Source organism: Sphingomonas fuzhouensis, assembly GCF_034659795.1.
GTDB lineage: Bacteria > Pseudomonadota > Alphaproteobacteria > Sphingomonadales > Sphingomonadaceae > Sphingomonas > Sphingomonas fuzhouensis.
In genome coordinates this window covers 110077-134906 of record NZ_JAXSQY010000001.1, presented here as the reverse complement: position 1 = coordinate 134906, position 24830 = coordinate 110077, and the positions used below count along the sequence as shown (strand labels likewise).

At 69.3% G+C, this 24830-nt stretch carries 27 protein-coding genes and 1 riboswitch; of the genes, 9 read left to right on the top strand and 18 right to left on the bottom strand.

The window, feature by feature from the left end; genetic code table 11:
- Positions 1–34: 34 nt before the first annotated feature.
- Complete coding sequence (locus U1H82_RS00660; RefSeq protein WP_322962997.1) at positions 35–766, bottom strand: hypothetical protein; 732 nt, start codon at positions 764–766, stop codon at positions 35–37.
- Between the two features lie 186 nt (positions 767–952).
- Between U1H82_RS00660 and U1H82_RS00655 the strand changes: the two genes are divergently transcribed.
- The gene (locus U1H82_RS00655; RefSeq protein WP_058746007.1) at positions 953–1174 is read left to right on the top strand and encodes a hypothetical protein; all 222 of its coding nucleotides are present in this window, start codon (positions 953–955) and stop codon (positions 1172–1174) included.
- 58 nt (positions 1175–1232) lie between these two features.
- On the opposite strand, the gene U1H82_RS00650 is transcribed toward U1H82_RS00655, so the two are convergent.
- Together U1H82_RS00650 and U1H82_RS00645 are read right to left on the bottom strand one after the other, a co-directional pair.
- Positions 1233–1796, bottom strand: a complete 564-nt coding sequence (locus U1H82_RS00650) for a glycine zipper 2TM domain-containing protein (RefSeq protein WP_322963757.1) — start codon at positions 1794–1796, stop codon at positions 1233–1235.
- Between the two features lie 175 nt (positions 1797–1971).
- The gene (locus U1H82_RS00645) at positions 1972–2280 is read right to left on the bottom strand and encodes a glycine zipper 2TM domain-containing protein (protein WP_058715332.1); all 309 of its coding nucleotides are present in this window, start codon (positions 2278–2280) and stop codon (positions 1972–1974) included.
- Positions 2281–2417: 137 nt separating this feature from the next.
- On the opposite strand from U1H82_RS00645, the gene U1H82_RS00640 reads away from it, so the two are divergent.
- The gene (locus U1H82_RS00640) at positions 2418–3059 is read left to right on the top strand and encodes a trimeric intracellular cation channel family protein (RefSeq protein WP_322962996.1); all 642 of its coding nucleotides are present in this window, start codon (positions 2418–2420) and stop codon (positions 3057–3059) included.
- Between the two features lie 40 nt (positions 3060–3099).
- Here the strand turns inward: U1H82_RS00640 and fumC are convergent, their stop codons facing one another.
- Positions 3100–4500: a class II fumarate hydratase gene (fumC, locus tag U1H82_RS00635; RefSeq protein WP_322962995.1), complete on the bottom strand. Its 1401-nt coding sequence runs from the start codon at positions 4498–4500 to the stop codon at positions 3100–3102.
- A 101-nt stretch (positions 4501–4601) separates the two neighbouring features.
- A riboswitch (cobalamin riboswitch) is annotated at positions 4602–4786 on the top strand.
- A gap of 90 nt (positions 4787–4876) precedes the next feature.
- On the opposite strand from fumC, the gene U1H82_RS00630 reads away from it, so the two are divergent.
- The 4 genes from U1H82_RS00630 to cobS are packed head-to-tail and all read left to right on the top strand — an operon-like array spanning position 4877 to position 7558.
- Complete coding sequence (locus U1H82_RS00630) at positions 4877–5284, top strand: DUF1636 domain-containing protein (protein WP_322962994.1); 408 nt, start codon at positions 4877–4879, stop codon at positions 5282–5284.
- Entirely contained in the window at positions 5281–6291 is a 1011-nt protein-coding gene (gene cobT / locus U1H82_RS00625) for a nicotinate-nucleotide--dimethylbenzimidazole phosphoribosyltransferase (protein ID WP_322962993.1), read from the top strand. Before U1H82_RS00630 ends, cobT begins: the two co-directional genes overlap by 4 nt.
- Complete coding sequence (locus tag U1H82_RS00620) at positions 6288–6845, top strand: histidine phosphatase family protein (protein ID WP_322962992.1); 558 nt, start codon at positions 6288–6290, stop codon at positions 6843–6845. The genes cobT and U1H82_RS00620 overlap by 4 nt, the downstream gene beginning before the upstream one ends.
- Positions 6842–7558 carry an adenosylcobinamide-GDP ribazoletransferase gene (gene cobS, locus U1H82_RS00615; RefSeq protein ID WP_322962991.1) on the top strand — a complete coding sequence of 239 codons (717 nt, stop codon included), beginning with the start codon at positions 6842–6844 and terminating at the stop codon, positions 7556–7558. Before U1H82_RS00620 ends, cobS begins: the two co-directional genes overlap by 4 nt.
- Here the strand turns inward: cobS and U1H82_RS00610 are convergent.
- Genes U1H82_RS00610 through U1H82_RS00600 form a run of 3 tightly spaced genes read right to left on the bottom strand, consistent with a single transcriptional unit; the run spans position 7543 to position 10905 of the window.
- Positions 7543–8997, bottom strand: a complete 1455-nt coding sequence (locus tag U1H82_RS00610) for a cobyric acid synthase (protein WP_322962990.1) — start codon at positions 8995–8997, stop codon at positions 7543–7545. The two genes, cobS and U1H82_RS00610, sit on opposite strands and share 16 nt — an antisense overlap.
- Entirely contained in the window at positions 8985–9923 is a 939-nt protein-coding gene (cbiB, locus tag U1H82_RS00605) for an adenosylcobinamide-phosphate synthase CbiB (RefSeq protein ID WP_322962989.1), read from the bottom strand. Before cbiB ends, U1H82_RS00610 begins: the two co-directional genes overlap by 13 nt.
- Entirely contained in the window at positions 9916–10905 is a 990-nt protein-coding gene (locus U1H82_RS00600; protein WP_322962988.1) for an aminotransferase class I/II-fold pyridoxal phosphate-dependent enzyme, read from the bottom strand. The genes cbiB and U1H82_RS00600 overlap by 8 nt, the downstream gene beginning before the upstream one ends.
- A 27-nt stretch (positions 10906–10932) precedes the next feature.
- Here U1H82_RS00600 and cobU point away from each other — a divergent pair, with 27 nt between their 5' ends.
- Both cobU and cobO read left to right on the top strand, forming a co-directional pair.
- Positions 10933–11457 (top strand): bifunctional adenosylcobinamide kinase/adenosylcobinamide-phosphate guanylyltransferase, encoded by a 525-nt coding sequence (gene cobU, locus U1H82_RS00595; RefSeq protein WP_322962987.1) that lies wholly within the window; start codon positions 10933–10935, stop codon positions 11455–11457.
- Positions 11457–12056, top strand: a complete 600-nt coding sequence (gene cobO, locus U1H82_RS00590; protein WP_375339490.1) for a cob(I)yrinic acid a,c-diamide adenosyltransferase — start codon at positions 11457–11459, stop codon at positions 12054–12056. The genes cobU and cobO overlap by 1 nt, the downstream gene beginning before the upstream one ends.
- Positions 12057–12415: 359 nt before the next feature.
- On the opposite strand, the gene cobF is transcribed toward cobO, so the two are convergent.
- The 6 genes from cobF to cbiE are packed head-to-tail and all read right to left on the bottom strand — an operon-like array spanning position 12416 to position 17504.
- Positions 12416–13180: a precorrin-6A synthase (deacetylating) gene (cobF, locus tag U1H82_RS00585; protein WP_322962985.1), complete on the bottom strand. Its 765-nt coding sequence runs from the start codon at positions 13178–13180 to the stop codon at positions 12416–12418.
- Positions 13177–13899 (bottom strand): uroporphyrinogen-III C-methyltransferase, encoded by a 723-nt coding sequence (cobA, locus tag U1H82_RS00580; protein WP_322962984.1) that lies wholly within the window; start codon positions 13897–13899, stop codon positions 13177–13179. Before cobA ends, cobF begins: the two co-directional genes overlap by 4 nt.
- Positions 13896–15203: a cobyrinic acid a,c-diamide synthase CobB gene (locus tag U1H82_RS00575; RefSeq protein ID WP_322962983.1), complete on the bottom strand. Its 1308-nt coding sequence runs from the start codon at positions 15201–15203 to the stop codon at positions 13896–13898. The genes cobA and U1H82_RS00575 overlap by 4 nt, the downstream gene beginning before the upstream one ends.
- On the bottom strand, positions 15200–15964 hold the full coding sequence (gene cobM, locus U1H82_RS00570) for a precorrin-4 C(11)-methyltransferase (protein WP_322962982.1): 765 nt from the start codon (positions 15962–15964) through the stop codon (positions 15200–15202). Before cobM ends, U1H82_RS00575 begins: the two co-directional genes overlap by 4 nt.
- A complete protein-coding gene (locus U1H82_RS00565; protein WP_322962981.1) occupies positions 15961–16311 on the bottom strand; it encodes a cobalamin biosynthesis protein in 351 nt (116 codons plus the stop codon). Before U1H82_RS00565 ends, cobM begins: the two co-directional genes overlap by 4 nt.
- Positions 16305–17504 (bottom strand): precorrin-6y C5,15-methyltransferase (decarboxylating) subunit CbiE, encoded by a 1200-nt coding sequence (gene cbiE, locus U1H82_RS00560; protein ID WP_322962980.1) that lies wholly within the window; start codon positions 17502–17504, stop codon positions 16305–16307. The genes U1H82_RS00565 and cbiE overlap by 7 nt, the downstream gene beginning before the upstream one ends.
- On the opposite strand from cbiE, the gene U1H82_RS00555 reads away from it, so the two are divergent.
- Positions 17503–18249 carry a cobalt-precorrin-6A reductase gene (locus tag U1H82_RS00555; RefSeq protein ID WP_322962979.1) on the top strand — a complete coding sequence of 249 codons (747 nt, stop codon included), beginning with the start codon at positions 17503–17505 and terminating at the stop codon, positions 18247–18249. The two genes, cbiE and U1H82_RS00555, sit on opposite strands and share 2 nt — an antisense overlap.
- On the opposite strand, the gene cobJ is transcribed toward U1H82_RS00555, so the two are convergent.
- From cobJ to cobN, 5 genes are read right to left on the bottom strand one after another with little or no spacing between them, the layout of a single operon-like run.
- On the bottom strand, positions 18225–18974 hold the full coding sequence (cobJ, locus tag U1H82_RS00550; protein ID WP_322962978.1) for a precorrin-3B C(17)-methyltransferase: 750 nt from the start codon (positions 18972–18974) through the stop codon (positions 18225–18227). The two genes, U1H82_RS00555 and cobJ, sit on opposite strands and share 25 nt — an antisense overlap.
- Positions 18971–19696, bottom strand: a complete 726-nt coding sequence (locus tag U1H82_RS00545; RefSeq protein WP_322962977.1) for a precorrin-2 C(20)-methyltransferase — start codon at positions 19694–19696, stop codon at positions 18971–18973. Before U1H82_RS00545 ends, cobJ begins: the two co-directional genes overlap by 4 nt.
- Positions 19693–20322, bottom strand: a complete 630-nt coding sequence (locus U1H82_RS00540) for a precorrin-8X methylmutase (protein ID WP_322962976.1) — start codon at positions 20320–20322, stop codon at positions 19693–19695. The genes U1H82_RS00545 and U1H82_RS00540 overlap by 4 nt, the downstream gene beginning before the upstream one ends.
- Positions 20322–21443, bottom strand: a complete 1122-nt coding sequence (locus U1H82_RS00535; protein ID WP_322962975.1) for a ferredoxin-like domain-containing protein — start codon at positions 21441–21443, stop codon at positions 20322–20324. Before U1H82_RS00535 ends, U1H82_RS00540 begins: the two co-directional genes overlap by 1 nt.
- Positions 21440–24826 (bottom strand): cobaltochelatase subunit CobN, encoded by a 3387-nt coding sequence (cobN, locus tag U1H82_RS00530; protein ID WP_322962974.1) that lies wholly within the window; start codon positions 24824–24826, stop codon positions 21440–21442. The genes U1H82_RS00535 and cobN overlap by 4 nt, the downstream gene beginning before the upstream one ends.
- Positions 24827–24830 lie beyond the last annotated feature (4 nt).

Genomic DNA, 24830 nt, shown 5'->3' with positions numbered 1-24830 from the left:
CACCCGCGCAAAGGACAAGCGCGTGGGGCTGTTGTCAGCCGCCCTTGACCACCAGATCGATGTCCGTACCGCCCTCGGGTCGGGCGGTCGCATAGACCATATAGGCCGCCTGCCCCCGCGTGCCGCCAAGCACATGTTGCGCGCCATCCAGCTTGTGCTCGGCGCTATACCCCGCCCCGCTAACACGGGTGTAATAATAGTCGATGACCTTGGCGGCGGGGGCGGCGGTGCGCAGGCTGACGATGCGAAAGGCGCAGCCATTGGCGTCATTGCCCGCCGCTTCCGCGACACGAGACCCCGGATAGGGGGCCAAGGCCTGCGGCATCCGGTTCGCCCATGCGGCGGAATAGCGCAGGCCCGACAGGCAGGCGGCATTGCCCGGCTGCTGCCCGGCCTTCGCCGCCAGCGTGAAGGCCCCGGCCAAGGCGCGGCATTCGGGACAGTCCCGCGCAGGCACAGGCGCGGACTTCAGTGTGCGGGCATCGACCGGATCGGCGGGCGGCGGCATCGACGGCACCTGATCGCTGGCGGGCCGGTTGGGCGGGCGCACCGCATTGGCGTTGGACGTCTGGGTCAGGCCGGGATCGACCATGATCTGCCCGGCCAGCGCCTCGCGCAGATGCGGGTCACGCGTCGGGCTGCCATCGTTCATCGCCGCCAGTTCATTGTCCAGCGCATTGAGCGGGGCATCATCATCCGACTGGCCACCGCACGCCGTCAGCAACAGGCACCCTAGCGGGATGAAGATATAGTGCGACTTCGCCATCATGACGCTTCGTCTAGCACGGCTAAACGACGCGATCCTTAACGATCGTCGGCCTTTGCCATGCTCCAGCACGGAATATCGGAACCATCATTTATTCCTCCCCTGGAAGGGGAGGAATGGGAGAATGTCGATCAGGCACAGGTGTGGCGCTTGTACAGGCACCGCCCCTACGCCATCTTGGCCCCTATGCTGAACCTGTTCTCGATCGTCATCGGCCTGGTCGCGCTTCTGCTCGGAATCGTGCCCTTTCTGCCCTTTTTCGCCTGGGGTTACTGGTTCGTGATCCCCATCGCGATCGTCGGCGCGGCGGTCGGGGCATTGTCGTCGCGCGATACGGGGCGCAATCTGAACCTGATTCTCATTCTGATCTTCGGCCTTCGCCTGATGCTGGGCGGCGGCTTCATCTAAAACGACGAACGGCCCGGCGAGTCTCCCCGCCGGGCCGTCCTTCAGCCAGTCCGCCAGTTTAGCGGCAGCGGACCTGACCGCGATCGATCTGCTGGCCCAATAGCGCGCCGCCGCCCGCACCGATCACGGTGCCGAGCAAACGCGAGCCGCCGCCCGCAATCACATTGCCCAGCGCGCCGCCCGCCAGACCGCCGATCACCAACCCGGTGGTGCCGTCATTGCGGCGGCAATAGAAACGGCCGTTCATGCCGCGATAGATGCGGTCGTTCCGCCCCAGCGCGCGCGGCTGATAATAGCGGCCGTCGCGATAATAGCGCTCGGGATAATAGCCGCGCTGGCCGGGCTCGAATCGGTTATAGTCGTAATTGCGCCAGCGGACGTTGCGCATGTCCTTGCGATAATCCTTGCGCGCATCGCGGATATCCTCCCGATATTCCCGGCGCGCCTTGCGGATGTCGCGCGGCGAATCGGCACGGCGGACATCGCGGTTATAGTCGCGGCGGGCATCGCGGACGTCTTCGCGATATTCCTGACGTGCTTCCCAACCATTGCGCTGCGCCTCGGCAGGAATGGCGGCAAAGGCGGTGGCGGCGATGGTCGCCGTCAACAGAGCGATACGCATCACTATACTCCCGTTGATGATGGGAGGAAGAACCCGCCTCTACGCGCGTTGTTGCGTGAACCGAAAACTACCTTGCATTCACTATAGCGACAGCATCATCTGTTTGATTTTCCAAACAAAAGGGGCGCCACCCGAAGGTGACGCCCCTTGCCCCTGCGTGACAAAAAAAACCGGTTTAGCGGCAGCGGCGGTTGCTCGTGCCGCGCTCGATCTCGCGGCCCGCCAGCGCGCCGACGGCGGCACCGCCCAGCGTGCCCAGCGTGCGGTCGCCGCGCGTATCGATGGTGCGACCCAGCAGCGCGCCCGCGACGCCACCCACGACCAGGCCGGTCGTGCCGTCCGGCTTGCGGCAGCGGACGCGGCCACGGTCATCGCGCCATTCGCGATACTTGTAGCGGCGCTGCGCATCGGCGGCGGTGGCGGGCAGGACCAGCGAGGGGACGACCATCGCGGTGCAGCCCAGAGCAAGCATCAACTTCCGCATGACAAACTTCCTTTCGAATTTGATCTGACGCCGTAACGTCCTACTTCTACTGTCCGTTGCATGAACATGAGATAACGTCGCGTTCATGTAAACCATGCCCTTTCCGATAGGGAAAAGCGCCTTTAGGGTCGGCGCCGATGCTGCCCCAACCGACCGCCATGCTGCCCGCCGTGATGCCCTGGCTCGATCTGGCGGGGCTCGCCGTGTTCGCGGTGTCGGGCGCGCTGGCGGCGGCCAAGCATCGCCAGACGATGGTCACGCTGGTCTTCTTCGCGCTTATCACCGGAGTCGGCGGCGGCACGCTCCGCGACCTGCTGATCGATGCGCCGGTTTTCTGGGTGCATGATGCGCGGGTGCCGCTGGTCTGCCTGATCGTCGCGGTGGCAGTGTGGCTCACGCCCGAGCGCTGGTGGCGCGGGAGCGCGCTCGACTGGTTCGACGCGGTCGGGCTGGCCGCCTATGCGGTGTACGGCGCGGCCAAGGCGAGCGGCTATGGCATCACGCCGATCCCGGCGGCGATGCTGGGCGTGGTTTCGGCCTGTGTCGGTGGGATCATCCGCGACGTGATCGCGGGGGAACCATCGATCCTGATGCGCCCCGAACTCTATGTCACCGCCGCCGCGCTGGCATCGACCAGCTATGTGATCTTGACGCAACTGGGCGTGCCGCTGGCCGGGCCGATCGCGGCGCTGGCAGGCTTTCTGTTGCGTGGGGCGGCGATCCATTACCGCATCGCCCTGCCCGCCTATCCGGCCAAGGGGTGGGAGGACCGGGGCTAAAGACGGATGACAGGAGATAGACTGCCCCCTCCCCTCACGTTCACCGCCCCAGCATCAGCTCGGGCCGCACCACCCGATCGAACGTCGCCTCATCGACCAGCCCCAGTTCCAGACCCGCTTCCTTCAGCGTCTGTCCCTTATGATGGGCATGTTTGGCGATCTTGGCGGCATTGTCATAGCCGATCTCGGGCGCCAGCGCCGTCACCAGCATCAGCGAGCGGTCGAGCAACTCGGTGATCCGGTCGCGATTGACCGTCATCCCCTCGACCGTGCGGGTCGCGAAGCTCTCCATACCGACCGACAGCAGATGGATCGAGCGCAGCACATTCGCGCCGATCAGCGGCTTGAAGACATTCAGTTCCAGATGGCCCTGCAGGCCGCCGACCGTCACGGCGGCATTGTTGCCGATCACCTGCGCCGCGACCATGGTCAGCATCTCGCACTGGGTCGGGTTGACCTTGCCCGGCATGATCGAGCTGCCCGGCTCGTTGGCGGGCAGTTCCAACTCGCCCAGCCCCGAGCGCGGGCCGGAGCCGAGCAGGCGGATGTCGTTGGCGATCTTGGTCAGCGCCACCGCCAGAACGTTCAGCGTGCCGTGCAGGTCGACCAGCCCGTCATTGCTCGCCAGCGCCTCGAACTTGTTGGGCGCGGTGACGAAGTCGAGGCCGGTGGCGTCGGCGATCTCCGCCGCGATCGCCTCGGCAAAGCCATGCGGCGCGTTCAGCCCGGTGCCGACCGCCGTGCCCCCTTGCGCCAGCGGCAGGATATTGCGGTGGAGCGTCCCCTCGATCCGGTCGCGGGCATTGGCCAGTTGCTGGACATAGCCCGAAAATTCCTGACCCAGCGTCAACGGCGTCGCGTCCTGCAAATGGGTGCGGCCGATCTTGACGATCGCGTCCCATTCCTTCGCCTTGGCATCCAGTGCGGCATAGAGCCGGTCGAGCGCCGGAAAAAGCTGCTTGGTCACGGCCAGCGCGGCGGCGACGTGCAGGGCGGTCGGGAAGGTGTCGTTGGACGACTGGCCGCGGTTCACATCGTCATTGGGGTGGACCGGCGACTTACCGCCGCGCGTACCGGTCAGCATCTCGTTGGCGCGGCCCGCGATCACCTCATTGGCGTTCATGTTGGACTGGGTGCCCGATCCGGTCTGCCAGATGACGAGTGGGAACTGGTCGTCATGGCGCCCGTCGATCACCTCCTGCGCCGCCGCCTCGATCGCGTCGGCCTTTTCTGCCACCAGGCCATGGCCGCGATTGATCCGCGCCGCCGCCTTCTTCACGATGGCGAGCGCATGGATGATGCCGATCGGCATCTGCTCGCGCGCGCCAAAGGGGAAATTCTCCAGGCTGCGCTCGGTCTGCGCGCCCCAATAGGCGCTGGCGGGGACTTCGATGGGACCGATCGAGTCGGTTTCGGTGCGGGTGGTGGCGTTCTGGGTCATGCGTCAGGGACTCACCGATGGGGCCAAGGGTTCCGGTTACATAGTCGTCATGACGCCGACAGACGAGGGTGCAACACTTGCCACCCCGCCCCCATCCGCCTATCGCCGCCCTCGCGACAGGTTCCTTGAAAGAGGATGAAAAGGGAATGGGGTGCGACACCCCGGCTGCCCCTGCAACTGTAAGCGGCGAGCCGTCCGCCACGACGCCATTGGGCCAACGCTCGAGAAGGCGGCGGACCGGTGCCGACCCGCGAGCCAGGAGACCTGCCCGTCGCGGTCGTCCTTCGGCTGGTCAGGGTGTACCGGACGAAACGGGGCTTTCCCCTCGCGCGGCGACAGCGCCTATGGAGACTTGCCCGATGTACGAGCCATTTTCATGCTGAAGCCCGCCGCGAACGGCCCCGCCGTGGTCGCCTGCAACACCTGCCGCCTGTCCGACGACGCGCGCGAGAACGACCAGGGCCAGCGCGGCGGCGCGCTGCTGGTCGAGGCGCTGCGCCGGGTGCAGGCGTCCGATCCCGCTTATACGCATGTCGCGGTCGAGGAGATGCCCTGCCTATTTGCCTGCCAGTCCTTCTGCACCGTCCATCTGCGCTGCCCCGGCAAGGTCGGCTACGTCATGGGCAAGTTCACCCCCGATGAGGATGCCGCGCGCGCCATATTGGACTATGCCCGTGCTTATGCCGACAGCGACTGGGGACAGGTGCCCTACAAGCAATGGCCGCAAGGGGTGAAAGGCCATTTCCTGACCCGCACCCCCCCGGAAGGATTTGTCGTCGAATGACCGCTTTTCCGACGATCGCCGCCTTTGAGACGGCGCTGGCAACCCTGCCCCAGGCCGATGACCAGGCCCGTGCCGCCGCGACCGCGCGACAGGGCCAGTTGACCAAGCCGCCGGGCTCGCTGGGGCGGTTGGAGGATATCGCGATCTTCCTCGCCGCCTGGCAAGGGGTCGAGCGCCCCCGGATCGATCGCGGCCGCGTGGTCATCTTCGCCGGGAATCACGGCGTCGTCGCGCGCGGGGTCAGCGCCTTTCCCCAGGAAGTGACCGCGCAGATGGTCGCCAATTTCGCCCATGGCGGGGCCGCGATCAATGCGCTGGCGGCAGCCGCCGGGCTGGAACTGGCCGTCGTGCCGCTCGACCTCGACCGGCCGACCGCCGACTTTACCACCGCCCCCGCGATGAGCGAGGCGGAATGCCTGGCCGCGCTGTCCGACGGGGCGGAGGCGGTGGGCGATGCCGACCTGCTGGTCCTGGGCGAGATGGGGATCGGCAACAGCACCGCCGCCGCCGCGCTGGCCGCCGCCAGTTTCGGCGGGGAACCGGCGATCTGGGTCGGGCCCGGCACCGGCGTCGACGCGGCCGGGCTGTCGCGCAAGGACGCGGCGGTGGCCGCCGGGCTGGCGCTGCACCGCGCGCATCTGACCAGCGCGTTCGAGATATTGCGCCGTCTCGGCGGGCGTGAGATCGCGGGCATGGCCGGCGCAGTGCTGGCCGCGCGGATGAAGCGGATACCGGTGGTGCTCGACGGCTTTATCGGCACCGCCGCCACGGCCCCGCTCGCCTTCGCCAATCCCGCCATCACCGCCCATTGCCTGTCGGGCCATTGCTCGGCCGAGCCGGGCCATACCCTGCTGCTCGCGCGGCTGGGGCTGGTGCCGATCCTGTCACTCGACATGCGACTGGGCGAGGCGAGCGGCGCGGCGGTGGCGGTCCAGGTCATCCGCTCGGCGATCGCGGCCCATGCGCATATGGCGACCTTTGCCGAGGCGGGCGTGGCGAGCGCGTGACCCCCTTCCGCCTCCATTTGCTTCGGCATGGCGAGCCCGAACTGACGGGGCGGATGTTGGGGCGGACCGACAGTCCAGCCACGGTCGAAGGCATCGCCGCCTGTGTCGCACGGGCGGGAGGGCTGAGCGTGACCCGCCGCATCGCCTCCGACCTGTCGCGCGCGCGCGCCTCTGCCGAGGCGATCGGTCCGGCTGAAATCGATCCGCGCTGGCGGGAGCTGGATTTCGGCGAGTGGGACGGGCTGGCGGCAAGGGACATCGAACCGGAGGCGCTGCACCGTTTCTGGGCCGACCCCGATACCGCGCCCCCGCCGTGCGGCGAACGCTGGTCCAATCTGGTCGCCCGTGTGGGCGGCGCCATCGCCGATCTGGCGCCGGAGCCGACGCTGATCGTCACCCATGGCGGTGCGATGCGCGCCGCGCTGCATGTGCTGTGCGGCTTCGACCTTCGCGCGCTTTGGTCGTTCGCGCTGCCCTATGCCGCCTTGGTGTCGCTGGATGTGTGGGACGGCACGCCCCGCACCGCGCAGGTGACGGGGCTGGTCACGGCATGAAGGCGCTGATCGTCGCGCTGGGCTTTCTGACCCGGTTGCCGATGCCACGGATCGACGCGGACGACGCGGATTTTGCAGCGGCGATCCGGCTGTATCCGCTGGCGGGGCTGGTGATCGGCGTCCTGGTGGCGGGCGCGGGCTGGCTGGGCGCGCGGGTCGATCCGTGGATGGGGGCGCTGACGGCGCTGATCGCCTGGGTCTGGGCGACGGGGGCACTGCATCTGGATGGGCTGGCCGACCTGTCCGACGGGCTGGGCGCGGCGCATGGCAATCGGTCGCGGCTGCTGTCGGTGATGGCCGATCCGCATATCGGCAGTTTCGGGGTGGTGGTGCTGGTCCTCCAGCTTCTCGCCAAGCTGGTGCTGCTCCACCATGTCCCGCCGCCAGGCTGGGCGATGATCGCGCTGATCCCGGCGGCGGCGCGGATCGGACCGCTAGTCTGGGCGCGCGTCCTGCCGCCGTTGCGCCCCGGCGGACTGGGCGCGATGGTTTCGCGCGCGGTGCGGCCGGTCGACGTGATCGGCTGGCTGATCGGCGTGGTGATGCTGGGCTGGGTCTATCCGCCGCTGGCCCTTGCGCCGCTGGTTCTTATCGGCCTCGCCTGGTGGTTCCGGCAGCGGCTGGGCGGCGTGACCGGCGATGTGCACGGCGCGGGCATCGAACTGACCGAGACCACGCTGCTCTTCATCGCCGCGCTCTACTCGGCGCTCTGAGCGATCCGCAGCAGCGCGTCGCAATCGACATGCGCCTCCAGCACCGCGGCGATCGCCTCGAGGGCGGCGTCGACATCGGCGCGGTGGTCTGGCCCGGCAGCCGTCACCCCGATCCGCGCCAGCCATGCCGCCCGCTGCCCCGCCTCGCCCAGCAGACCGTGGATATAGCTGCCTGCGACCAAGCCGTCGGCGCTCATCGCCCCCTCCGCCCGACCATCGGCGAGATGCCCCACCGGCCGCGCGGCGTCGGGCCCCTCGGTCCGGCCGAGATGGATCTCATAACCTGAAAAGGCCGCGCCCAGCGCCTGCCCCGTGACCGGCCGAACGGTCTTTTCGCCGGTCAGCACCGTCTCGACATCCAACAGCCCCAGTCCCTCGACACGGCCCGCAGGCCCCTCAATGCCGTCCGGGTCGGCGACCGAGCGACCAAGCATCTGATATCCCCCGCACAGCCCCAGCACCGGCCGCCCCCGCCGATGATGCGCGGCGATATCGATGTGCCAGCCCTGCGCCCGGATAAAGGCCAGGTCGGCGATCGTCGCCTTGGACCCCGCCAGCACGATCATCGCGGCATCGGGAATGGCCTCGCCAGGACGGACCATCACCAATTCGACCTGCGGCTCGAGGCGCAGCGGATCGAGATCGTCGAAATTGGCGATGCGCGGGGTGATCGGACAGGCGATGACCAGCCGCCCCCCGGCACCTGCGCGGCTCCGCTCCAGGATCACCGCATCCTCGCTGGGCAGCCGCGCCGCATCCGCCAGCCAGGGGATCAACCCCAGCGAATGCCAGCCAGTATGCTCCGCGATCGTCGCCATGCCATCGGCGAACAGCGCCGGGTCGCCACGAAACTTGTTGACCAGAAAACCCCGGATCATCGCGGCATCCGCCGGGTCGATCACCGCCTTGGTGCCGACCAGTGAGGCGATCACCCCGCCCCGGTCGATATCGCCCGCCAGCACCACCGGCACGTTCGCCGCGCGCGCGAAACCCATATTGGCGATGTCGCCGCTGCGCAGGTTCACCTCGGCGGGGGAGCCCGCACCCTCGACGATGACGAGGTCGCACTCGGCCTCCAACCGGCGATAACAATCCACGACTTCGGGCAGCAAGCCGATCCGCCCCTCGCGCCATTTGGACGCGGGCAGCATCCCCCGCACCTGCCCGCGCACGATCAGTTGCGAGGTGCGGTCGCCCTGCGGCTTCAGCAGCACCGGGTTCATGTCGACATGCGGCGTCACCCGCGCCGCCATCGCCTGGGTCGCCTGCGCCCGTCCGATCTCGCCACCGTCGGGGGTGGCGGCGGCATTGTTGCTCATATTTTGCGGCTTGAACGGACGAACGCGAAGCCCGCGATTGGCAAAGGCGCGGCACAATCCCGCGACCAGCACCGACTTGCCGACATCCGAGCCGGTGCCCTGGATCATCACGCCAGCCATGCGACACTCCCCGCGATCACCCACAGCAACAAGCAGGCGCGCGCATAGATCTGAAGCGCGGTGACGATATCCGCTGGTGTCGCAGGGCGCCCCTCGCGACCGATCCACGGCTTGATCTGGGTCACGCCGTCATACGCAACCGGCCCGGCCAGCGCGACGCCCAGCGCCCCCGCCATCGCCGCCTCCGGCCAGCCCGCATTGGGCGAGGCATGGGTCCGCGCATCGCGTGTCATCACCCGCCAGCCACCGCCGCCCGCCACGCAGACCAGCAATCCGGCGATCCGTGCGGGCACCCAGTTCGCGCCATCATCGATCCGCGCCGCCGCCCAGCCAAAGGCGCGCCAGCGCGGCTCCTTGTGTCCGATCATGCTGTCGGCGGTGTTGATCGCCTTATAAACCCACACACCCGGCAGGCCGAGCAGCAGCAACCAGAAGAGCGGCGCGACGATGCCGTCGCAAAAACTCTCCGCCAGCGTCTCGATCGCGGCGCGCGACACCCCCGCCTGATCCAGCCGTCCGGTATCGCGCCCCACCACCCGCGCCACCAGTGCGCGGGCGGCGGGCAGGTCACCGCGCATCAGGGCATCCGCGACCGGCCGGACATGAACATAGAGGCTACGCTGCGCGAGGGCGGGCCACGCCAGAACTGCGCTGGCGATCCAGCCCCATCGGCCGAACAGCAGATGCGCTTCCCGATCGATCCACCATGCCGCCGCGCCGGTCAGGGCGATCAGCAGGATCATGGTGGCGACACCCAGCGCCCGGCGCAGCCCCTCCGCGTAGCGTGGTCGATTGCCTATACGCTCGGCCAGATTGAGGAACCGGGCAAAGCCCCCCACCGGATGCCCGACCCAGACATAAAGCCGATCCGGCCAGCCGATCGCGGCGTCCAGCGCCAGCGCCAGTATCGCGACGGGGTCAACCATCGGCCAGCGCCTCATCCAGCCGGGCAAGGTCCGCTGGCGCGGCCGGAACCCCGAAGCGCAGGCGTTCGGGCGCATCGGCAAAGGGGCGGACAAGGATGCCCGCCGCCGCCAGCCGGGCGAAGATGGCGGATGCCGCCGGCGTCTCGACCATGCGGAACAGCGGACAGGCCCCTTGCGCCACCAGGCCGTGCCGCGCCAGCACCGTATCCAGCGCCGCCGCCCGCCGGGCCAGCGCCGTGCGGGTCGCGGCGATCCATGCGGTATCGGCATAGGCCGCACGTCCCCAGACGATGGCATGCGAGGACACCGGCCAATCGCCGAGCAGATCGCGAAGACGCGACAGCATGTCGGGTGGCGCGATCACGAAGCCCAGCCGCACCCCCGCCAGCCCGAAGAACTTGCCGAACGATCGCAGCACCACGACCCGCTCGCCGCCCGCGAAACCGGGATCGGGCATGGCATCGGCAAAGGCTTCGTCGAGGATCAGCCAGCCACCCGCCGCCGCTTGCGCATCCGCAAGGCGGGCCAGCGCCTCACAGGCATGATAGCGCCCATCGGGATTGTTGGGATTGGCGAGCAACAGGCTGCCCGGCCGCCCTTGCCATCCGTCCAGCGCCGCATGGCCGATCCGTGCGGCGGCCACCGCACCATGGGTGCCATAGCTGGGCTGCACCGCGACGATGGGCTCGCCCACACCCAGAAGCGGTAGCAGGCGCAGCGCCATCTCGCTGCCCGGCACCGCCGCCACCCGCTCCGGCGCGACACCGAAATGCGCCGCTGCCAGCGCCTCCAGCCGGGCTAGTCCGGTCCGGTCGGGCAACGGCCCGGCATCGACGTCCAGCCCCGCAGGTGGCGTCCACGGCACCGGATTGATGCCGGTCGACAGGTCCAGCCAGGGCGCGGACACGTCTGGAAACAGCGCCCTTGCGGCATCGATCCGACCGCCATGATGGGTCAGCGCGGCCATTTCCGCTTGCGTCATCGGCCTGCTCCCGCGATGCGGACGGGCATGACGAAGCCCCGCACCATATTGGTCCTCGGCGGTGCCCGGTCGGGCAAGAGCCGCCACGCGCAGGCCCTGGCCGAAGCGATGACGACTGAAGGCTGCTTCATCGCGACCGCCCAAGCCTGGGACGACGAGATGCGCGACCGCATCGCGCGGCACCAGGCGGACCGCGACGCGCGCTGGACGACGGTCGAGGCCCCGCTTGCGCTGGCCGACGCCATCGCCGAGCATAGCCGCCCCGACCATGTGCTGCTGGTGGACTGCCTGACCTTGTGGCTCACCAATCTGCTGCTCGGCGAGACCGACCTGACGGCGGCGGCCGATGCGCTGGTCGCGGCGCTGACAAACGCCCCCGGCCCGGTGGTGCTGGTCAGCAACGAGGTCGGCTTCGGCATCGTCCCCGACAATGCGCTGGCCCGACGCTTCCGCGATGCGCAAGGCACGCTCAACCAGCGGCTGGCGCGGGTGTGCGACGCGACCGATCTGGTGGTGGCGGGTCTGCCCTTACGGCTTTCAGGAGAGAAATGATGCGAACCGACGCCGAACATGCCGAGCGCATGGCCAAGAAAAAGGCCGCGCAGGACAGCAAGGTCGCCGCGCGTGACGCCGAAAAGGGCCTGATCATCGTCCATACCGGCAAGGGCAAGGGCAAGACGACCGCCGCGCTGGGCATGGTCATCCGCGCGGTCGGCCATGGCATGCGCGTCGGCATGGTCCAGTTCGTGAAGGGCGCGATGACCACCGGTGAAGCGGCGGTGCTGGCGCGCTTCCCCGAGGTCGATTTCCACGCAATGGGCGAAGGCTTCACCTGGAATACGCAGGACCGCACCCGCGACATCGCCACCGCGCGGGGCGCATGGGAGGAGGTCAAGCGGATGATCGCCGACCCGTCCTACGACCTGATCGTCGCGGACGAGCTTAACATCGTGCTGCGTTACGATTACCTGCCGGTGGACGAGGTGCTGGAGGTGCTGAGCACCAAGGGGGCGATGACGCATGTCGTCATCACCGGCCGCAATGCCCCGGATGCGCTGATCGAAGCGGCGGACCTGGTGACGGACATGACGCAGGTGAAGCACCCCTTCCGCGAACAGGGCGTGAAGGCGCAAAAGGGTATCGAGTTCTAACCCCATTCCTCCCCTTGCAGGGGAGGGGGACCATGCGAAGCATGGTGGAGGGGTGTCGCCGCTCGCGAGGGAATAGCCAACTGGCCGGGACACCCCTCCGTCAGGCCTTCGGCCTGCCACCTCCCCTGCCAGGGGAGGAAAGGGTTTATGGGCGATACGCTTAAAGCCCCTCCTCCCGGCAGGGGGGAGGGGCTTGGGGTGGGGGCCAAGCCACGGGCGATGTGGTGTGGGGCAAGGCCCTCCCCCACCCCAGCTGTGGGTGAACGATGCCCCGCATCGTTCAGGCCATGCCGGGGGCATGGCCGACCCACAACTCGCTTGCGGGAGGGGAGCGGCTAGGGGCGGAAGGGTCGGCACTATCACAAACCCTCCCCTGCCAAATCTCCACCACGCCGGAGCAAATACACATCCATGATCCACCCATGGACCCGCCGCAGTTCGGCGCGGCGTGCGACGATCCGCTCGGCGACATCGGCCAGCCGCCCGGCCTCGACCGCCTGCTGCGTCATGCCCAGATACGCCCCCCACCAGATGACCGCATCCGGCTGGTTCAACGTCGTGAACGCGCATCCGCCGTCGAGCATCACCGCGATGCTGTCCGCCCCCGTGGGCCAGCCGCCCTCGCGCAAACGCCGCCCGGTCGTGACCAAAACCGGCGCGCCGACCGCATTGAACGGGATGGCATGGGCCGCGCATAGCGCCTGAAGGCTGGTGATCCCCGGCACCACCGTCACCCGCTCGACCGATGCCAGCCGCCGCGCGATACGGATCGTACTGTCGTAAAGCGACGGATCGCCCCAGACGAGCAGCGCCACCCGCCCTCCGCCGGGCAGATACGCCGTAATCTCCGCCGCCCAGCGTTCCGCGATCGCGTCGTGCCAATGCTCGACCGTATCAAGATAGGCCCCCTCGGTCGCCCGCACCGGCAAGTCGAACTCGACCACCCGTACGCTTGTCCCCGCCAGCACCTGCGCGCAGATGTCGCGGCGCAGGTCGATCAGCTCCGCCTTGTCCGCTTTACGCGGCAGCAGGATCAGATCGGCGGCCCGCATCGCGGCCTCCGCCGCGCGGGTCAGATGGTCGGGATTGCCCGTGCCGATGCCGATCAGGTCGAGATGGATCACAGATCCTCCATCAGCGGACCGTAGAGGATCAACGCCGCCTTATCCGACACGCCCTCCGCCAGTCGTGCGGCCAGTTCGCCGACGCTGGCACGGGTCAGGCGCTGGTCGGGGCAGCCGACATGCTCGGCCATCAACGCAGGGGTATCCGGCGACAGGCCGTGCGCGATCAACGCTTCCGCCAGCGCGGGGAAGGTCCGCTTGGGCATGAACACCACCGTCGTCGCGCTCGCATCGGCGAGCGCCGCCATATTGCGGTCGGCAGGCAGCGCGCCGGTGACGTCATGGCCGGTCACGAACTGCACCCGCCGCGCCGCGTTGCGCCGGGTCAGCGGAATGCCCGCCGCCGCCCCTGCCGCGCTCGCCGCACTGACGCCGGGGACGATCTCGAAGGGGATGCCCGCCGCCTTCAGCGCGACGATCTCTTCCTCCAGCCGCCCGAAAATACCGGGATCGCCCGACTTCAATCGCACGACCTGGCTGCCGCTCAGCGCATGATCGACCAGCAGCCGGTCGATCTCGCCCTGCTTGGGCGAAGCGCGCCCAGCGCGCTTGCCGACGGCGATCAGTTCGGCATCGGGGCGGCAATGGCTCAGCATCGGCCCGGCGGCCAGATCGTCGAACAGCACGACGTCGGCCTGTCCCAGACAACGGACGGCCTTTAGCGTCAGCAACTCCGGATCGCCCGGTCCCGCGCCGACAAGAGATACGAAACCCCTCACCACCAGCGCGCCACCAGATGGAAGAAGGTGCCGGTCACCTGCCCCCGCCGCGATCCGGTTTCGGGCACCGCCTCCCCTTGCGCATCCACGACATGGGCAAGCGGCGCATCGGGCTGTTCGAGGACGGTCGAGTAATGAAATTCATGCCCGCCCAGCACCGCGCCCTCGGGCATCCCCGCCACGTCGCCCAGCAACGTCGCGCGGCGATAACCCAGATGCATCTTGCGCTTGGCATAGCTGGTGACGAGGCCGAGCAGCCCGGCCATGCGGTGGCTGACGCCGCCCGCATCGATCAGCGCTTCACCCAGCGCCATATAGCCGCCGCACTCACCATGGATCGGCTTGGTGCGGGCATGGGCGGCAAGACCAGCGCGAAACGTCTCCGCCGCCGCCAGCCGTCCGGCATGAAGCTCGGGATAGCCGCCGGGCAGCCAGACCAGATCGGCCGACGCATCGGGCGCCTCGTCGGCCAGCGGCGAGAAGGGCAGGATGTCCGCTCCGCCCGCGCGCCAACCCTCCAGCATATGCGGATAGACGAAGGAAAAGGCCGCATCCTGCGCCAGCGCGATCCGCTGCGCCGGGGGTGGCGGCAGGATCGCGTCGCTGATGGACATGGGCTTGGCATAGGCCGCCGCGCGGATCGCCTCCAGATCGACATGCGCCGCCAGGAACGCCGCATAATCGCCGATCAGCCGGTCGAGTTCGGGATGCTCGACCGCCTGCACCAGCCCCAGATGCCGCTCCGGCAGGACCAGATCGCCGCGCCGGGGCAGCGCGCCGAAGACCGGCAGGCCGATCTCCTCGAAGCCGAGCCTCGCCAGTCGCTCGTGGCGCGGGCTCGCCACGCGGTTGAGGATCACCCCCGCCACGCGCAGCTCGGGATCGTAACGCGCGAACCCCAGCGCGGTCGCCGCCGCCGACTGCGCCTGTCCCGACACGTCGATGACCAGGACCACCGGCCAGCCCATCCGCCTGGCCGTCTCCGCACTGCTGCCCATGCCGGTCGCGCCGGGCTTGGCGACGCCGTCGAACAGCCCCATTGAGCCCTCCGCCAGCACGAGGTTCGCATCCACCCCCCGCTGGCCCAGCGTATCGAGGAGGGCGGCGGGCATCGCCCAGCCGTCGAGGTTGAACGACGCGCGCCCGCAGGCCGCGCGGTGAAAGGCGGGGTCGATATAATCGGGACCGCTCTTGAACGGCTGCACCGCCACCCCCGCATCACGGAATGCGCGGAGCAGGCCCAGCATCACCGTCGTCTTGCCGGTGCCCGAGGCGGGCGCGGCGATCATCAGGCCGGGGGTCATGTCAGGCTGTTTCCGGGGCGATAGCGGCGGTCATAGCCCTCGGCATATAACCGGCTCTCGGCGAAATCGTCGGGCGCGAGGACGCGGCCGACCAGGATCAGCGCGGTCCGCTCCGGCCCGTCGGCGGCCGCTTGCTCGATGGTGGAGAGCGTCGCACGGACAATCCGCTGCTCAGGCCAGCTGGCGCGCCAGACGATCGCGACCGGGCAGTCGGCCCCGTAATGCGGGATCAGGTCGGCGACGACCTTGGCCAGATTGTGGATCGACAGATGGATGGCCAGCGTCGCCCCCGTCGCGGCGAAGGCGGTCAGCGACTCGCCCTCGGGCATGGCACTCGCGCGGCCGGGGGTGCGGGTCAGGATCACCGACTGGGCGATGCCCGGCAGGGTCAGTTCGCTCTCCAGCACCGCCGCCGCCGCCGCGAAGGACGGCACGCCGGGCGTCACCGAGACGGGAATGCCGAGTTCGCGCAATCGCCGCACTTGCTCGCCCATCGCCGACCAGACCGACAGATCGCCCGAATGGAGCCGTGCCACGTCCTGTCCCTTGGCATGGGCGTCCGCGATCTCGGCCATGATCTCGTCGAGCGTCATCGGCGCGGTGTTCACGATCCTGGCACCCGGCGGGCAATGCGCCAGCACCGCCTCCGGCACCAGCGATCCGGCATAGAGGCATACGGGACAGGCCGCGATCAGGTCGCGACCCCGCAGGGTCAGCAGATCGGGCGCGCCGGGTCCGGCGCCGATGAAGTGAACGGTCATTCTTCAGGTCCTTGAGCAATGGCGCAGGTCGCCATGCGGTCCGAGGAAATTACACGAGGCACGACGATCCGTGCGTTCGGCCCGGCGGCGGCAAGCGCCACCGCTTCGGCGACGCTGCCGACCCCACGCGCGGTCATGCTGACGGTCGAGCGGGTCGGGGTGTCGATGCCTTGCAACAGGTCGGCATCGATCAAATGGACCGCCATTCCCTCGGCGAATGGCGCGATGACCGCTGCGCGATCGGTGGGTACGGCCAGCGCATCCGGACGCATGCCGGTCGCCGCCAGCGCGCTACGGAACGACTCGACCGTCGCCCCCGCCCGGCATCCGAACCCGGCGATCACCATGCAACCCGCCATTGCACGATGGGATAACTCGCCTTCCAACCCCGCTTGGTGCCGAGCGGCCGCGCGCGCGCCAGTTCGATGCGCAGCAACTCACCGCCATATCGCGCATGGCATTCGGCCAGCAAAGCCTCGGTTTCCAGCGTGACCGCATGCGCGACCAGGCGACAGCGCGGCAGCGTCCGCAACGCCTCGACCAGCGACCGCGACAGCCCGCCGCCGACGAACACCGCATCAGGGTGCGCTCGCTCGGCCAGTTCGGCGATAGCGTCGCCCTCGACCAGGTCCAGCCGTGCCAGACCCAGCCGGGCGGCATTATCAGCGGCGCGGCCAAGACGGGCGGGATCGCGCTCAAAGCCGATGGCGCGCGTCGTCGGGTCGCTCAGCAGCCATTCGATCGCGACCGATCCCGATCCGGTGCCGATGTCCCACAATAATTCGCCGGGTCGCGGGGCAAGCGCGGACAGTGCCAGTGCGCGGACGGGGCGCTTGGTGATCTGTCCGTCATGCGCGAACCAGTCGTCGTCCAAACCGCTTGCGGACGACAGCACCCGGCCCGGCCCGGCAGGTTCGATCGCCACCGCGACCGGATGGGCGATGTCGGTCCAGTCGAGCGCGTCCGCCGTGCAGGCCCGTACCCGCTCGCGCGGGCCGCCCAGCGCCTCCAGCACGGTGAGCGCGCTGTCGCCGAAGCCTTGTTCGGCCAACCAGGCGGCGAGCCCCGTCACCGACGCTCCGTCGCGCATCAGCGCCAATATCCGCTGTCCGGGCGCCAGATGCGGACGCAGCATCTCGACCGGCCGGGCATGCAGCCCGACGCTCTGGATCGTCTCGACCGGCCAGCCCAGCCGCGCCGCCGCCAGCGACAGGGTCGACGCGGCCGGATAGGCGATCCACTCGCCCGGCTCCAGATGGCGCGTGACGACTGATCCGGCCCCGAACCAGAAGGGATCTCCCGAGGCGAGCATGACAACCCGCTCGCCGCGCCGTTCGAGCAGCATCGGCACGCCATCGGCAAAGGGCACCGGCCAAACGATCCGCTTGGCACGGCCCGATTTGGGCAGCAGCGACAGGTGACGCGGTGCGCCCATCACGCTATCGGCCGCCTCGATCGCGGCGCGCGCGGGGGCGGCTAGGCCGTCCCAGCCATCCTCGCCGATCCCGACGATCGTCAGCCACGGCCCGGAGTCAGCCATGCGCCATATCCTTCTGCTCGGCGGCACGACCGAAGCGAGCGCCTTGGCCACCGCGCTGGCCGCGCGCGGCGAACGGGCGACGTTGAGTTACGCAGGCCGCACCGAGCACCCCCGCGCGCAGGCCATCCCGACGCGCATCGGCGGGTTCGGCGGTATCGAAGGGCTGGCCGACCATATGATGCGCGAGGGCGTGACCCATCTGGTCGACGCGACGCATCCCTTCGCCGCGCGGATCAGCGCCAACGCGATCGCGGCGGCGGAGCGCGCGGGGGTGAAGCTGCTCGCGTTGACCCGGCCCGAATGGGTGGAGGGCCCCGGCGATCACTGGACCCGCGTGGCGGATAGTGAACAGGCGGTCGTCGCGCTCGGGACTGACCCGGCGCGGGTCTTCCTGGCACTTGGGCGTCAGACCATCGGCGACTTCGCCGGCGCGCCACAGCATTTCTATCTGCTGCGCTTCGTCGACGCCGCCGATCAGCCCGCTTTGCCCCACCATCATCTGGTCGTGGATCGTGGCCCCTTCACGCTGGCGGGCGAACTTGCCCTGCTGCGCGAACACCGGATCGCGGTGGTCGTCGCCAAGAATGCGGGCGGGTCGGGTGCACGGGCCAAATTGGATGCAGCGCGCGAACTGGGGCTGCCGGTCGTGATGATCGACCGCCCCTTCATCCCGCCCCGCCCGCAAGCGCGCAGCATCATGGAGGTGCTGAACTGGCTGGATCACGGCGTCGTCCGGGGGGTGTAGAGGATCGGCTGACCCGCATGCGGGATCATCCGCGTGCGGCTGGACCCGATGATGACGACGGTGCGCATATCGGCCATCTCGCCGCGCGCTTGCGGCAAAGAGACGATGCGCAAGACCTCCTCCAGCGTGGATACCGCGCGGGCGAACAGGACCGGGCGGTCATCGCCGCACGTCTCCCGGAGCAGTGTAAAGGCCGCGTCCAGCGCATCGGGCCGTGCCCTGGACCGGGGATTATAGAGCGCGATGGCGAAGTCCGCCTCCGCCGCCAACCTCAGCCGCCGTTCGATCAGTGCCTGCGGCTTGAGGTTATCCGACAGATTGATCGCGCAGAAATCATGCCCCAGCGGCGCCCCCGCCCGTGCGCTGGCGGCCAGCATCGCGGTGATGCCGGGGAGGACGCGGATGTCGAGGTCATGCCAGCGCGTGGGGTCTTCCTCCACCCGCTCGAAGATCGCCGCCGCCATCGCGAACACGCCCGGATCGCCCGAGGACACGACGACGACGCGGCCGCCCGCCTCCGCCATCTCCAGCGCATGGAGCGCCCGGTCGCGCTCGACCCGGTTGTCGCTGGCATGGCGGGTCAGACCGGGGCGCTCCGGCACCCGCGCGACGTACGGGATATAGCCGACGACATCGGTCGCCTCGGCCAGCGCCGCCGACACTTCGGGCGTGACCATCGCCTGCGCGCCCGGCCCCAGCCCGACAACGATCAGCCAGCCGCTCATGGCCGCCGCCCCTGCCCGTGGATCAGCGCGATCGAGAAATAGGGCGCAGGTGCATCCTCTACTTCTACCAGGGGCCGGACCCGTTCCCCGGCCTGCGCGGCATGTTCGACCAACCACGCCTGCCCTTCCCGCCCCGCCGCCGCGATGGCGCGGCGCAGCTTGGGCAGGTGGCGGCCGATCTTCATGACGACCAGCGCGTCCGTTTCGGCGATGCGGCGGGTCAACTCGGCCTCGGGCAGGGTCGCCATCGCGACGGTCAGCACATCGTCGCCCCAGGTGATCGGCGCGCCGCTGGCGGTCCAGGCACCCGACATGCCGGTGATACCGGGCACCACCGCGACCGGCGCATGGTCCTTCAACCGGCTGTGCAGGTGCATGAACGATCCGTAGAAGAACGGATCGCCCTCGCACAGCACCACAACATCCTCACCGCTTTGCACGAGCGACAGGATATGCGCGGTGCATGTCGCATAGAAGGCCGACAGGCATTCGTTGTAGCGCGGGTCGGTGAACAGGATTTCGGTCGTGACCGGATAGTCCATCGGATATTCGACCACATCGTCGCGCAGCATGCCCTCGACGATGGTGCGCGCATGGCCGCGCCGTCCGGCCTTGCGAAAGTACGCGACATGCCGCGCCCCGCGGACCAGCCGGTCGGCGCGGACGCTCATCAGATCCGCCGCGCCTGGCCCCAGGCCGACGCCGTGAACGGTCCCGGTCATTCGGCGCGGCTCGCCAGCGCGTTGATCGCCGCCACCGTGATCGCGCTGCCGCCGGGGCGGCCCTTCACGATGGCGCAGGGGACGGGCTGCGCGTCCCAGAGCGCGTCCTTCGACTCCATCGCGCCGACAAAGCCGACCGGACAGCCGATGATCGCGGCCGGACGCGGGCAGCCGGGGTCTTCCAGCATGGTCAGCAGATGGAACAACGCAGTCGGCGCATTGCCTATCGCCACCAGCGCCCCGCCCAGATACGGCCGCCACAGCTCCAGCGCGGCCGCCGAGCGGGTCGTGCCCATCTCCTTGGCGAGCGCGGGCACCGAGGGATCGCGCAGCGTGCAGATCACCGGATTGTCGGCGGGCAGCCGCGCGCGCGTCACGCCCTCGCTGACCATATGCGCGTCGCACAGGATCGCCGCCCCGTTTGCCAGCGCCTGCCGTCCCGCCATCGCGAAGCCGCTCGAGAAATGGATCGACGGCGCCAGTTCGACCAGTCCGGCGGCATGGATCATGCGGACCGCGACCGGCTCCTCCTCCGCATCGAAGCGGGCCAGCTCCGCCTCGGCGCGGATGATGGCAAAGGACTGGCGATAGATCGCCGCGCCATCGGTTTCGTAAGTGTACGGCATCAACAGGCTCCGAGAAGCGCGACCGCCCGCTCGGGCGTCAATCCGGTGTGAAGGGGCGTGGCCCCGGCGCGGGCGTTGCGGGTCAGATCGAAAGCCCCCGCCCGCCCGGTCAGCACCCAGTCCGCCGCCCGTGCCCGTGCGCAGCCCTTCGCGCAACCCGAGACGTGCAGGCGACCGTCGATCAGCGGCGCGAGCCGGGTGGCCAATTCACGGGTCTCGACGCTGGCCTGCGGACAGGCGGGCGCGCCGACACAGGCATCGACGTGCAGGATGGGGCTATCGGCCAGCAGCATCCCGGCGGCAGGCGTCGGTGCGACGCCCTCCGCGATCAGTAGCCGCCACGGGATAAGGCGAATGGCGCAGTCATGGGTGTGGACGAACGCCGCCAGCGATGCGGCATCGATCCGGCCGAAGGGCAGACCATATACCGTGCCCAATGGGTGCGGGCCCGGCTCCATCGGCACGCCGGACGCAGGTACGGCGTCACCTTCGGCCCAATCGGGCAGAGCGACCTTGTGTCGCGCCATCCGCCCGGCGGTGCGGCCGTCGCTGTCGACGAACCAGTGCGCCAGCCGGATCAGGGCATCGACCGCATTGGAGCGGGTGACGGTCACGCCACTCGCCCGCCCATCGGCACGCAACAGCAACCCACCCGTGGCGGCGCGCTCGATCCGGAAATCGCCGGACGCGTGCGCCAGCATTGGTGCAGGCCCGGCATCGACCACGATGCCGACCTTGCCCGGCAGCTCGGGCAGTTCCGCCAGTCGCGCACGCAATTCGCTGGCGATGGCGTGGCTGTCGTCACCCTCCCGCCAGTCTGGATTGATAAGGATCGCCCCCCGCCCCTCGCGCACCGGATCGGGATCGACGAGCCCCAGTGGCTGCAACGCGGCGACCATAGCGGGCCAGCTTGCCTCGGTCGCCCCGCGCAATTGCAGGTTGGCGCGGCTCGTCAGGTCGATCTGGCCATTGCCATGCCGGATCGCAGCGTCGCACAGCCCCTCGACCTGTTCCGCCGTCAGCCGGGCAAGCGGCGGGCGGACGCGGACGAGCAGGCCGTCGCCCGCCATCATCGGCCGCCATGCATCGGGGCACCAGCCCTTGACCTCGAACCCGCTCATCCCGCGCCGTCCAGCATCGCCAACACGGAGTTGCGCCGCGTCTGCCACAACCCTGCCTTGTGAAGCGCCGCAAACCGCGCCTCCATCGCCTTCAACGCCGCCGGGTTCGCCTGCACCATGAAATCGCGCACCGCGTCCTGCGCCAGCGTCGCATCCCAATAGAGGTCGATCAGCGACGCGGGCACCACATCGGCCAGATGCGCGAAGCTGCCCAGATGGTCGAGCGTCGCGGCAATCTCGGCCGCGCCGCGAAAGCCATGCGCCATCATGCCCGCCACCCAGCGCGGGTTGGCGGCGCGGGCGTAGACGGTGCGGGCGATCTCCTCCGCCAGCGTCCGCGCCTTGGGGCTGGCCGGATCACGCGTATCGAGATGATAGAGCGACGCCCCCCCTTCGCCCACAGCCGCCCGCGCCGCCGCGAAGCCCGCCTGATGCGCGGCATAATCGGCAGCGAGCAGCAGGTCGCTCTCCGGCAGGTCGTGGACATGGACAAAGGCCTGCGCCCCTGCCACCCGCGCCGAGATCCCCTCGGCATCGCGCCGGTCGCCATCGTCGAGCGCGGTCGCCGACGCGGCGAGCCAGCTCCGTCCCGCCTCGATCCGCGCGGCCTCGTCATAGCCCGCCTCCGGGTCCAGCCCGATACCGTAGCGGCCGGGTGCGGGACCGTAGACGCGCGGGCTCGCCTGCCCGACAAACGGATTCCACTCCGGTTCCTCGTCACGAGCCCCTAGGGCGCGCACCGCCTGCCCGAACAGTGCGACCAGATGGGGGAAGGCGTCGCGGAACAGCCCCGACACGCGCAGCGTCACATCGACGCGCGGCCGGTCGAAGCGCATCAGCGGCATCACCTCGAACCCCGTCACCCGCTCGGACCGGTGGTCCCAGACCAGCTCGACCCCGATCAGGTGCAGCGCCATGGCGAATTCCTCGCCCGCCGTGCGCATCGTCGCCGATCCCCAGAGGTCGACGATCAGGGTGCGGAGGTGATCGCCCTCCTCCTGCATGTGGCGGCGGATCAGTTCCTCGGCGAGCTTGACGCCCTGTCCTTGCGCCGCGCGGCTCGGCACCGCGCGCGGGTCGATGGCGTAGAGGTTGCGCCCCGTGGGCAGCACATCGGCGCGCCCGCGATAGGGCGAACCCGATGGCCCCGCCGGGACGCGCTTGCCGTCGAGCCCGGCGAGCAGCCCGGCCCGCTCGGCCGCGCCTTGTTCGCCGCGCCCGAAGACGTGCAGCCCCTCGCCGAACTGGCTGTCCTTCACGTCGCACACGAACGCGTCGATCCGGGCGAGCGGGTCGTCCGCCCCCGCCAGCCCCAACGTCTCGCCCAGCCCGACGCTGTCCGCCTCGTCGGCGATCAACCCGCGCAGCCGGTCGCGGCGCGCCGGGTCGAGGCCATCGGCATTGGCATATTCGTCGAGCAGCGCCTCCAACCGCCCCAGCCCCGCGCCCGTCTCCGCCTGAACCAGCGCCGGGGGGACATGGCCGATCGTTACCGCGCCCAAGCGCCGCTTGGCCTGTGCCGCCTCGCCCGGATCGTTGACGATGAACGGATAGAGGACCGGCCAGTCGCGGGTCAGCGCCTCGGGCCAGCAGGTATCGGATAGTGCGACCGCCTTGCCCGGCAACCACTCCAGCGTGCCATGCGCACCGACATGGACCAGCGCATCGATCGCTTGCGCGCGGAGCCAGAGATAGAAGGCGACATAGGAGTGTCGGGGGCAGCGTGAGAGGTCGTGATAATCGTCTGCGCGCGCGTTCCGGCGGCCCCGCTCGGGCTGGAGCGCGACGATCGCCTTGCCGAGCGTAAGGGCGGGGAAATGGAAGGAGTCGCCCTCGACCAGCGGGTCGTCCTCGACCGCGCCCCAGCTTTCGAGCAGATCGGCTTGCAAGGTTTCGGGCAGCTGGCCAAGCGCGTCGCGATAGGCCGCGACCGGCCATGCGATGCGGTTGTCGATCAGCGCAGCGGGCAGATCGGGGTGCGCGGCGGTGTCGTACCCGGCGGCGTGCAGGTCTTCCAGGATCGCCTGCGCCGAGGCAAAGCCGTCCAGCCCGACCGCATGCGCCGCCTGCCAGTCCTTGCCGGGATAAGTGGACAGCAGGATCGCCAGCCGCCGCTCCGCCGCCGGAGTCGCGGCCAGTTTCGTCCAGCCCGCCACCTTGTCCGCCACCGCCCCGATACGGGCCGGTTCGGCGCGGTGGAGGCGTAAGGCGACATCGAAGTCGGGGTCTCGCTCGCCCGGTTGCTTGAAGCTGACCACGCCTGCGAACAGCCGCCCGTCGATCTCGGGCAGGACGACATGCATGGCGAGGTCGGCAGGCGACAGGCCGCGCGCCGATCCCTCCCAGCCCTCGCGGTCGCTGGTGGCGAGTGCGACCTGAAACACCGGCACGCCCGCGCCGTCGAGCGGCGTGGTGTCATCCTCGCCGCGCGCGGAGAAGGCGGTGGCGTTGACGATCGCGGCGGGAGTGAGGGCTTTGACCCAACGCGCGATCCATGGGCCAGCGCCCTCGGCTTTCAGCGAGGGGACGAACAGGGCGATGGGGTCGAAGCCATGTTCGGTAAGGGCGGCGTGAAGCGCAGCGATGGGTTCGAGATCGGCAGCGGCGAGATAGGCGCGGTAGAAGACGATCAAGACACGGGGGCGGATTGCGGTCAGCAGGGTTTCGGCGGGGCAGGTCAGGCCCTCCGGTGACCAGCCTCCGACCAGTGCGACCAGTGGAGAGAGCCCTCCCCCATCCCCTCCCGCCTGCGGGAGGGGCGTGCTTGTGGTGAGCGCCCGCGCTTCTTTACCAGGCTGGCTCGCGTCACCGGTCAGACGTTCGCTTATAAACCCAACGCCCCCCGCATCACGATAGCCCCTCCCGCAGGCGGGAGGGGTTGGGGAGGGCAAAGCCGCAAGCGACACAGCCTCGGCAATTTCTCCCAAAGCCAAAGCCGCCGCCTGCGCCCCGCCCGCATCACACAACGTCGTCAACCGCCGCACCAACACGGCATCCACCGTCGACGCGGCCGCCAGCTGCCGGTCCTCCCGCCCATCCGCCGCCAGGACCGCCAGCGCGATGCCCCGCTCGCGCGCCAGCCGCTCGACCTCGCGCAGGCCGTAATCCCAGTATGCCGCCCCGCCGATCAACCGGATCAGGATCGCCTTCGCATGAACCAAAGTCTGCTCGACATAAATGTCGACCGACAGCGGATGGACCAGCGCCGCCAGATTGGCGAGCCGCAGCGACCAGGGGAATCCCCCTGCCCGCCAGCCCGCCGCAAAGGCGCTCAGGTCGCTGTCGGAGAAGGACAGCACGACCACGTCACCGGGGCGCTGCCCCAGATCCTGTGGGACGGCCTGTTCCTCCAGCCCATGGCTCTCGCGAAAGACGAGATGCACCTGT

Coding starts and splice junctions, on each gene's coding strand:
- U1H82_RS00660 (WP_322962997.1), bottom strand. CDS start 766: ATGGCGAAGTCGCACTATATCTTCATCCCGCTAGGGTGCCTGTTGCTG.
- U1H82_RS00655 (WP_058746007.1), top strand. CDS start 953: ATGCTGAACCTGTTCTCGATCGTCATCGGCCTGGTCGCGCTTCTGCTC.
- U1H82_RS00650 (WP_322963757.1), bottom strand. CDS start 1,796: ATGCGTATCGCTCTGTTGACGGCGACCATCGCCGCCACCGCCTTTGCC.
- U1H82_RS00645 (WP_058715332.1), bottom strand. CDS start 2,280: ATGCGGAAGTTGATGCTTGCTCTGGGCTGCACCGCGATGGTCGTCCCC.
- U1H82_RS00640 (WP_322962996.1), top strand. CDS start 2,418: ATGCTGCCCCAACCGACCGCCATGCTGCCCGCCGTGATGCCCTGGCTC.
- fumC (WP_322962995.1), bottom strand. CDS start 4,500: ATGACCCAGAACGCCACCACCCGCACCGAAACCGACTCGATCGGTCCC.
- U1H82_RS00630 (WP_322962994.1), top strand. CDS start 4,877: ATGCTGAAGCCCGCCGCGAACGGCCCCGCCGTGGTCGCCTGCAACACC.
- cobT (WP_322962993.1), top strand. CDS start 5,281: ATGACCGCTTTTCCGACGATCGCCGCCTTTGAGACGGCGCTGGCAACC.
- cobS (WP_322962991.1), top strand. CDS start 6,842: ATGAAGGCGCTGATCGTCGCGCTGGGCTTTCTGACCCGGTTGCCGATG.
- U1H82_RS00610 (WP_322962990.1), bottom strand. CDS start 8,997: ATGGCTGGCGTGATGATCCAGGGCACCGGCTCGGATGTCGGCAAGTCG.
- cbiB (WP_322962989.1), bottom strand. CDS start 9,923: ATGGTTGACCCCGTCGCGATACTGGCGCTGGCGCTGGACGCCGCGATC.
- U1H82_RS00600 (WP_322962988.1), bottom strand. CDS start 10,905: ATGACGCAAGCGGAAATGGCCGCGCTGACCCATCATGGCGGTCGGATC.
- cobU (WP_322962987.1), top strand. CDS start 10,933: ATGACGAAGCCCCGCACCATATTGGTCCTCGGCGGTGCCCGGTCGGGC.
- cobO (WP_375339490.1), top strand. CDS start 11,457: ATGCGAACCGACGCCGAACATGCCGAGCGCATGGCCAAGAAAAAGGCC.
- U1H82_RS00575 (WP_322962983.1), bottom strand. CDS start 15,203: ATGACCCCCGGCCTGATGATCGCCGCGCCCGCCTCGGGCACCGGCAAG.
- cobM (WP_322962982.1), bottom strand. CDS start 15,964: ATGACCGTTCACTTCATCGGCGCCGGACCCGGCGCGCCCGATCTGCTG.
- U1H82_RS00565 (WP_322962981.1), bottom strand. CDS start 16,311: ATGGTGATCGCCGGGTTCGGATGCCGGGCGGGGGCGACGGTCGAGTCG.
- U1H82_RS00555 (WP_322962979.1), top strand. CDS start 17,503: ATGCGCCATATCCTTCTGCTCGGCGGCACGACCGAAGCGAGCGCCTTG.
- cbiE (WP_322962980.1), bottom strand. CDS start 17,504: ATGGCTGACTCCGGGCCGTGGCTGACGATCGTCGGGATCGGCGAGGAT.
- cobJ (WP_322962978.1), bottom strand. CDS start 18,974: ATGAGCGGCTGGCTGATCGTTGTCGGGCTGGGGCCGGGCGCGCAGGCG.
- U1H82_RS00545 (WP_322962977.1), bottom strand. CDS start 19,696: ATGACCGGGACCGTTCACGGCGTCGGCCTGGGGCCAGGCGCGGCGGAT.
- U1H82_RS00540 (WP_322962976.1), bottom strand. CDS start 20,322: ATGCCGTACACTTACGAAACCGATGGCGCGGCGATCTATCGCCAGTCC.
- U1H82_RS00535 (WP_322962975.1), bottom strand. CDS start 21,443: ATGAGCGGGTTCGAGGTCAAGGGCTGGTGCCCCGATGCATGGCGGCCG.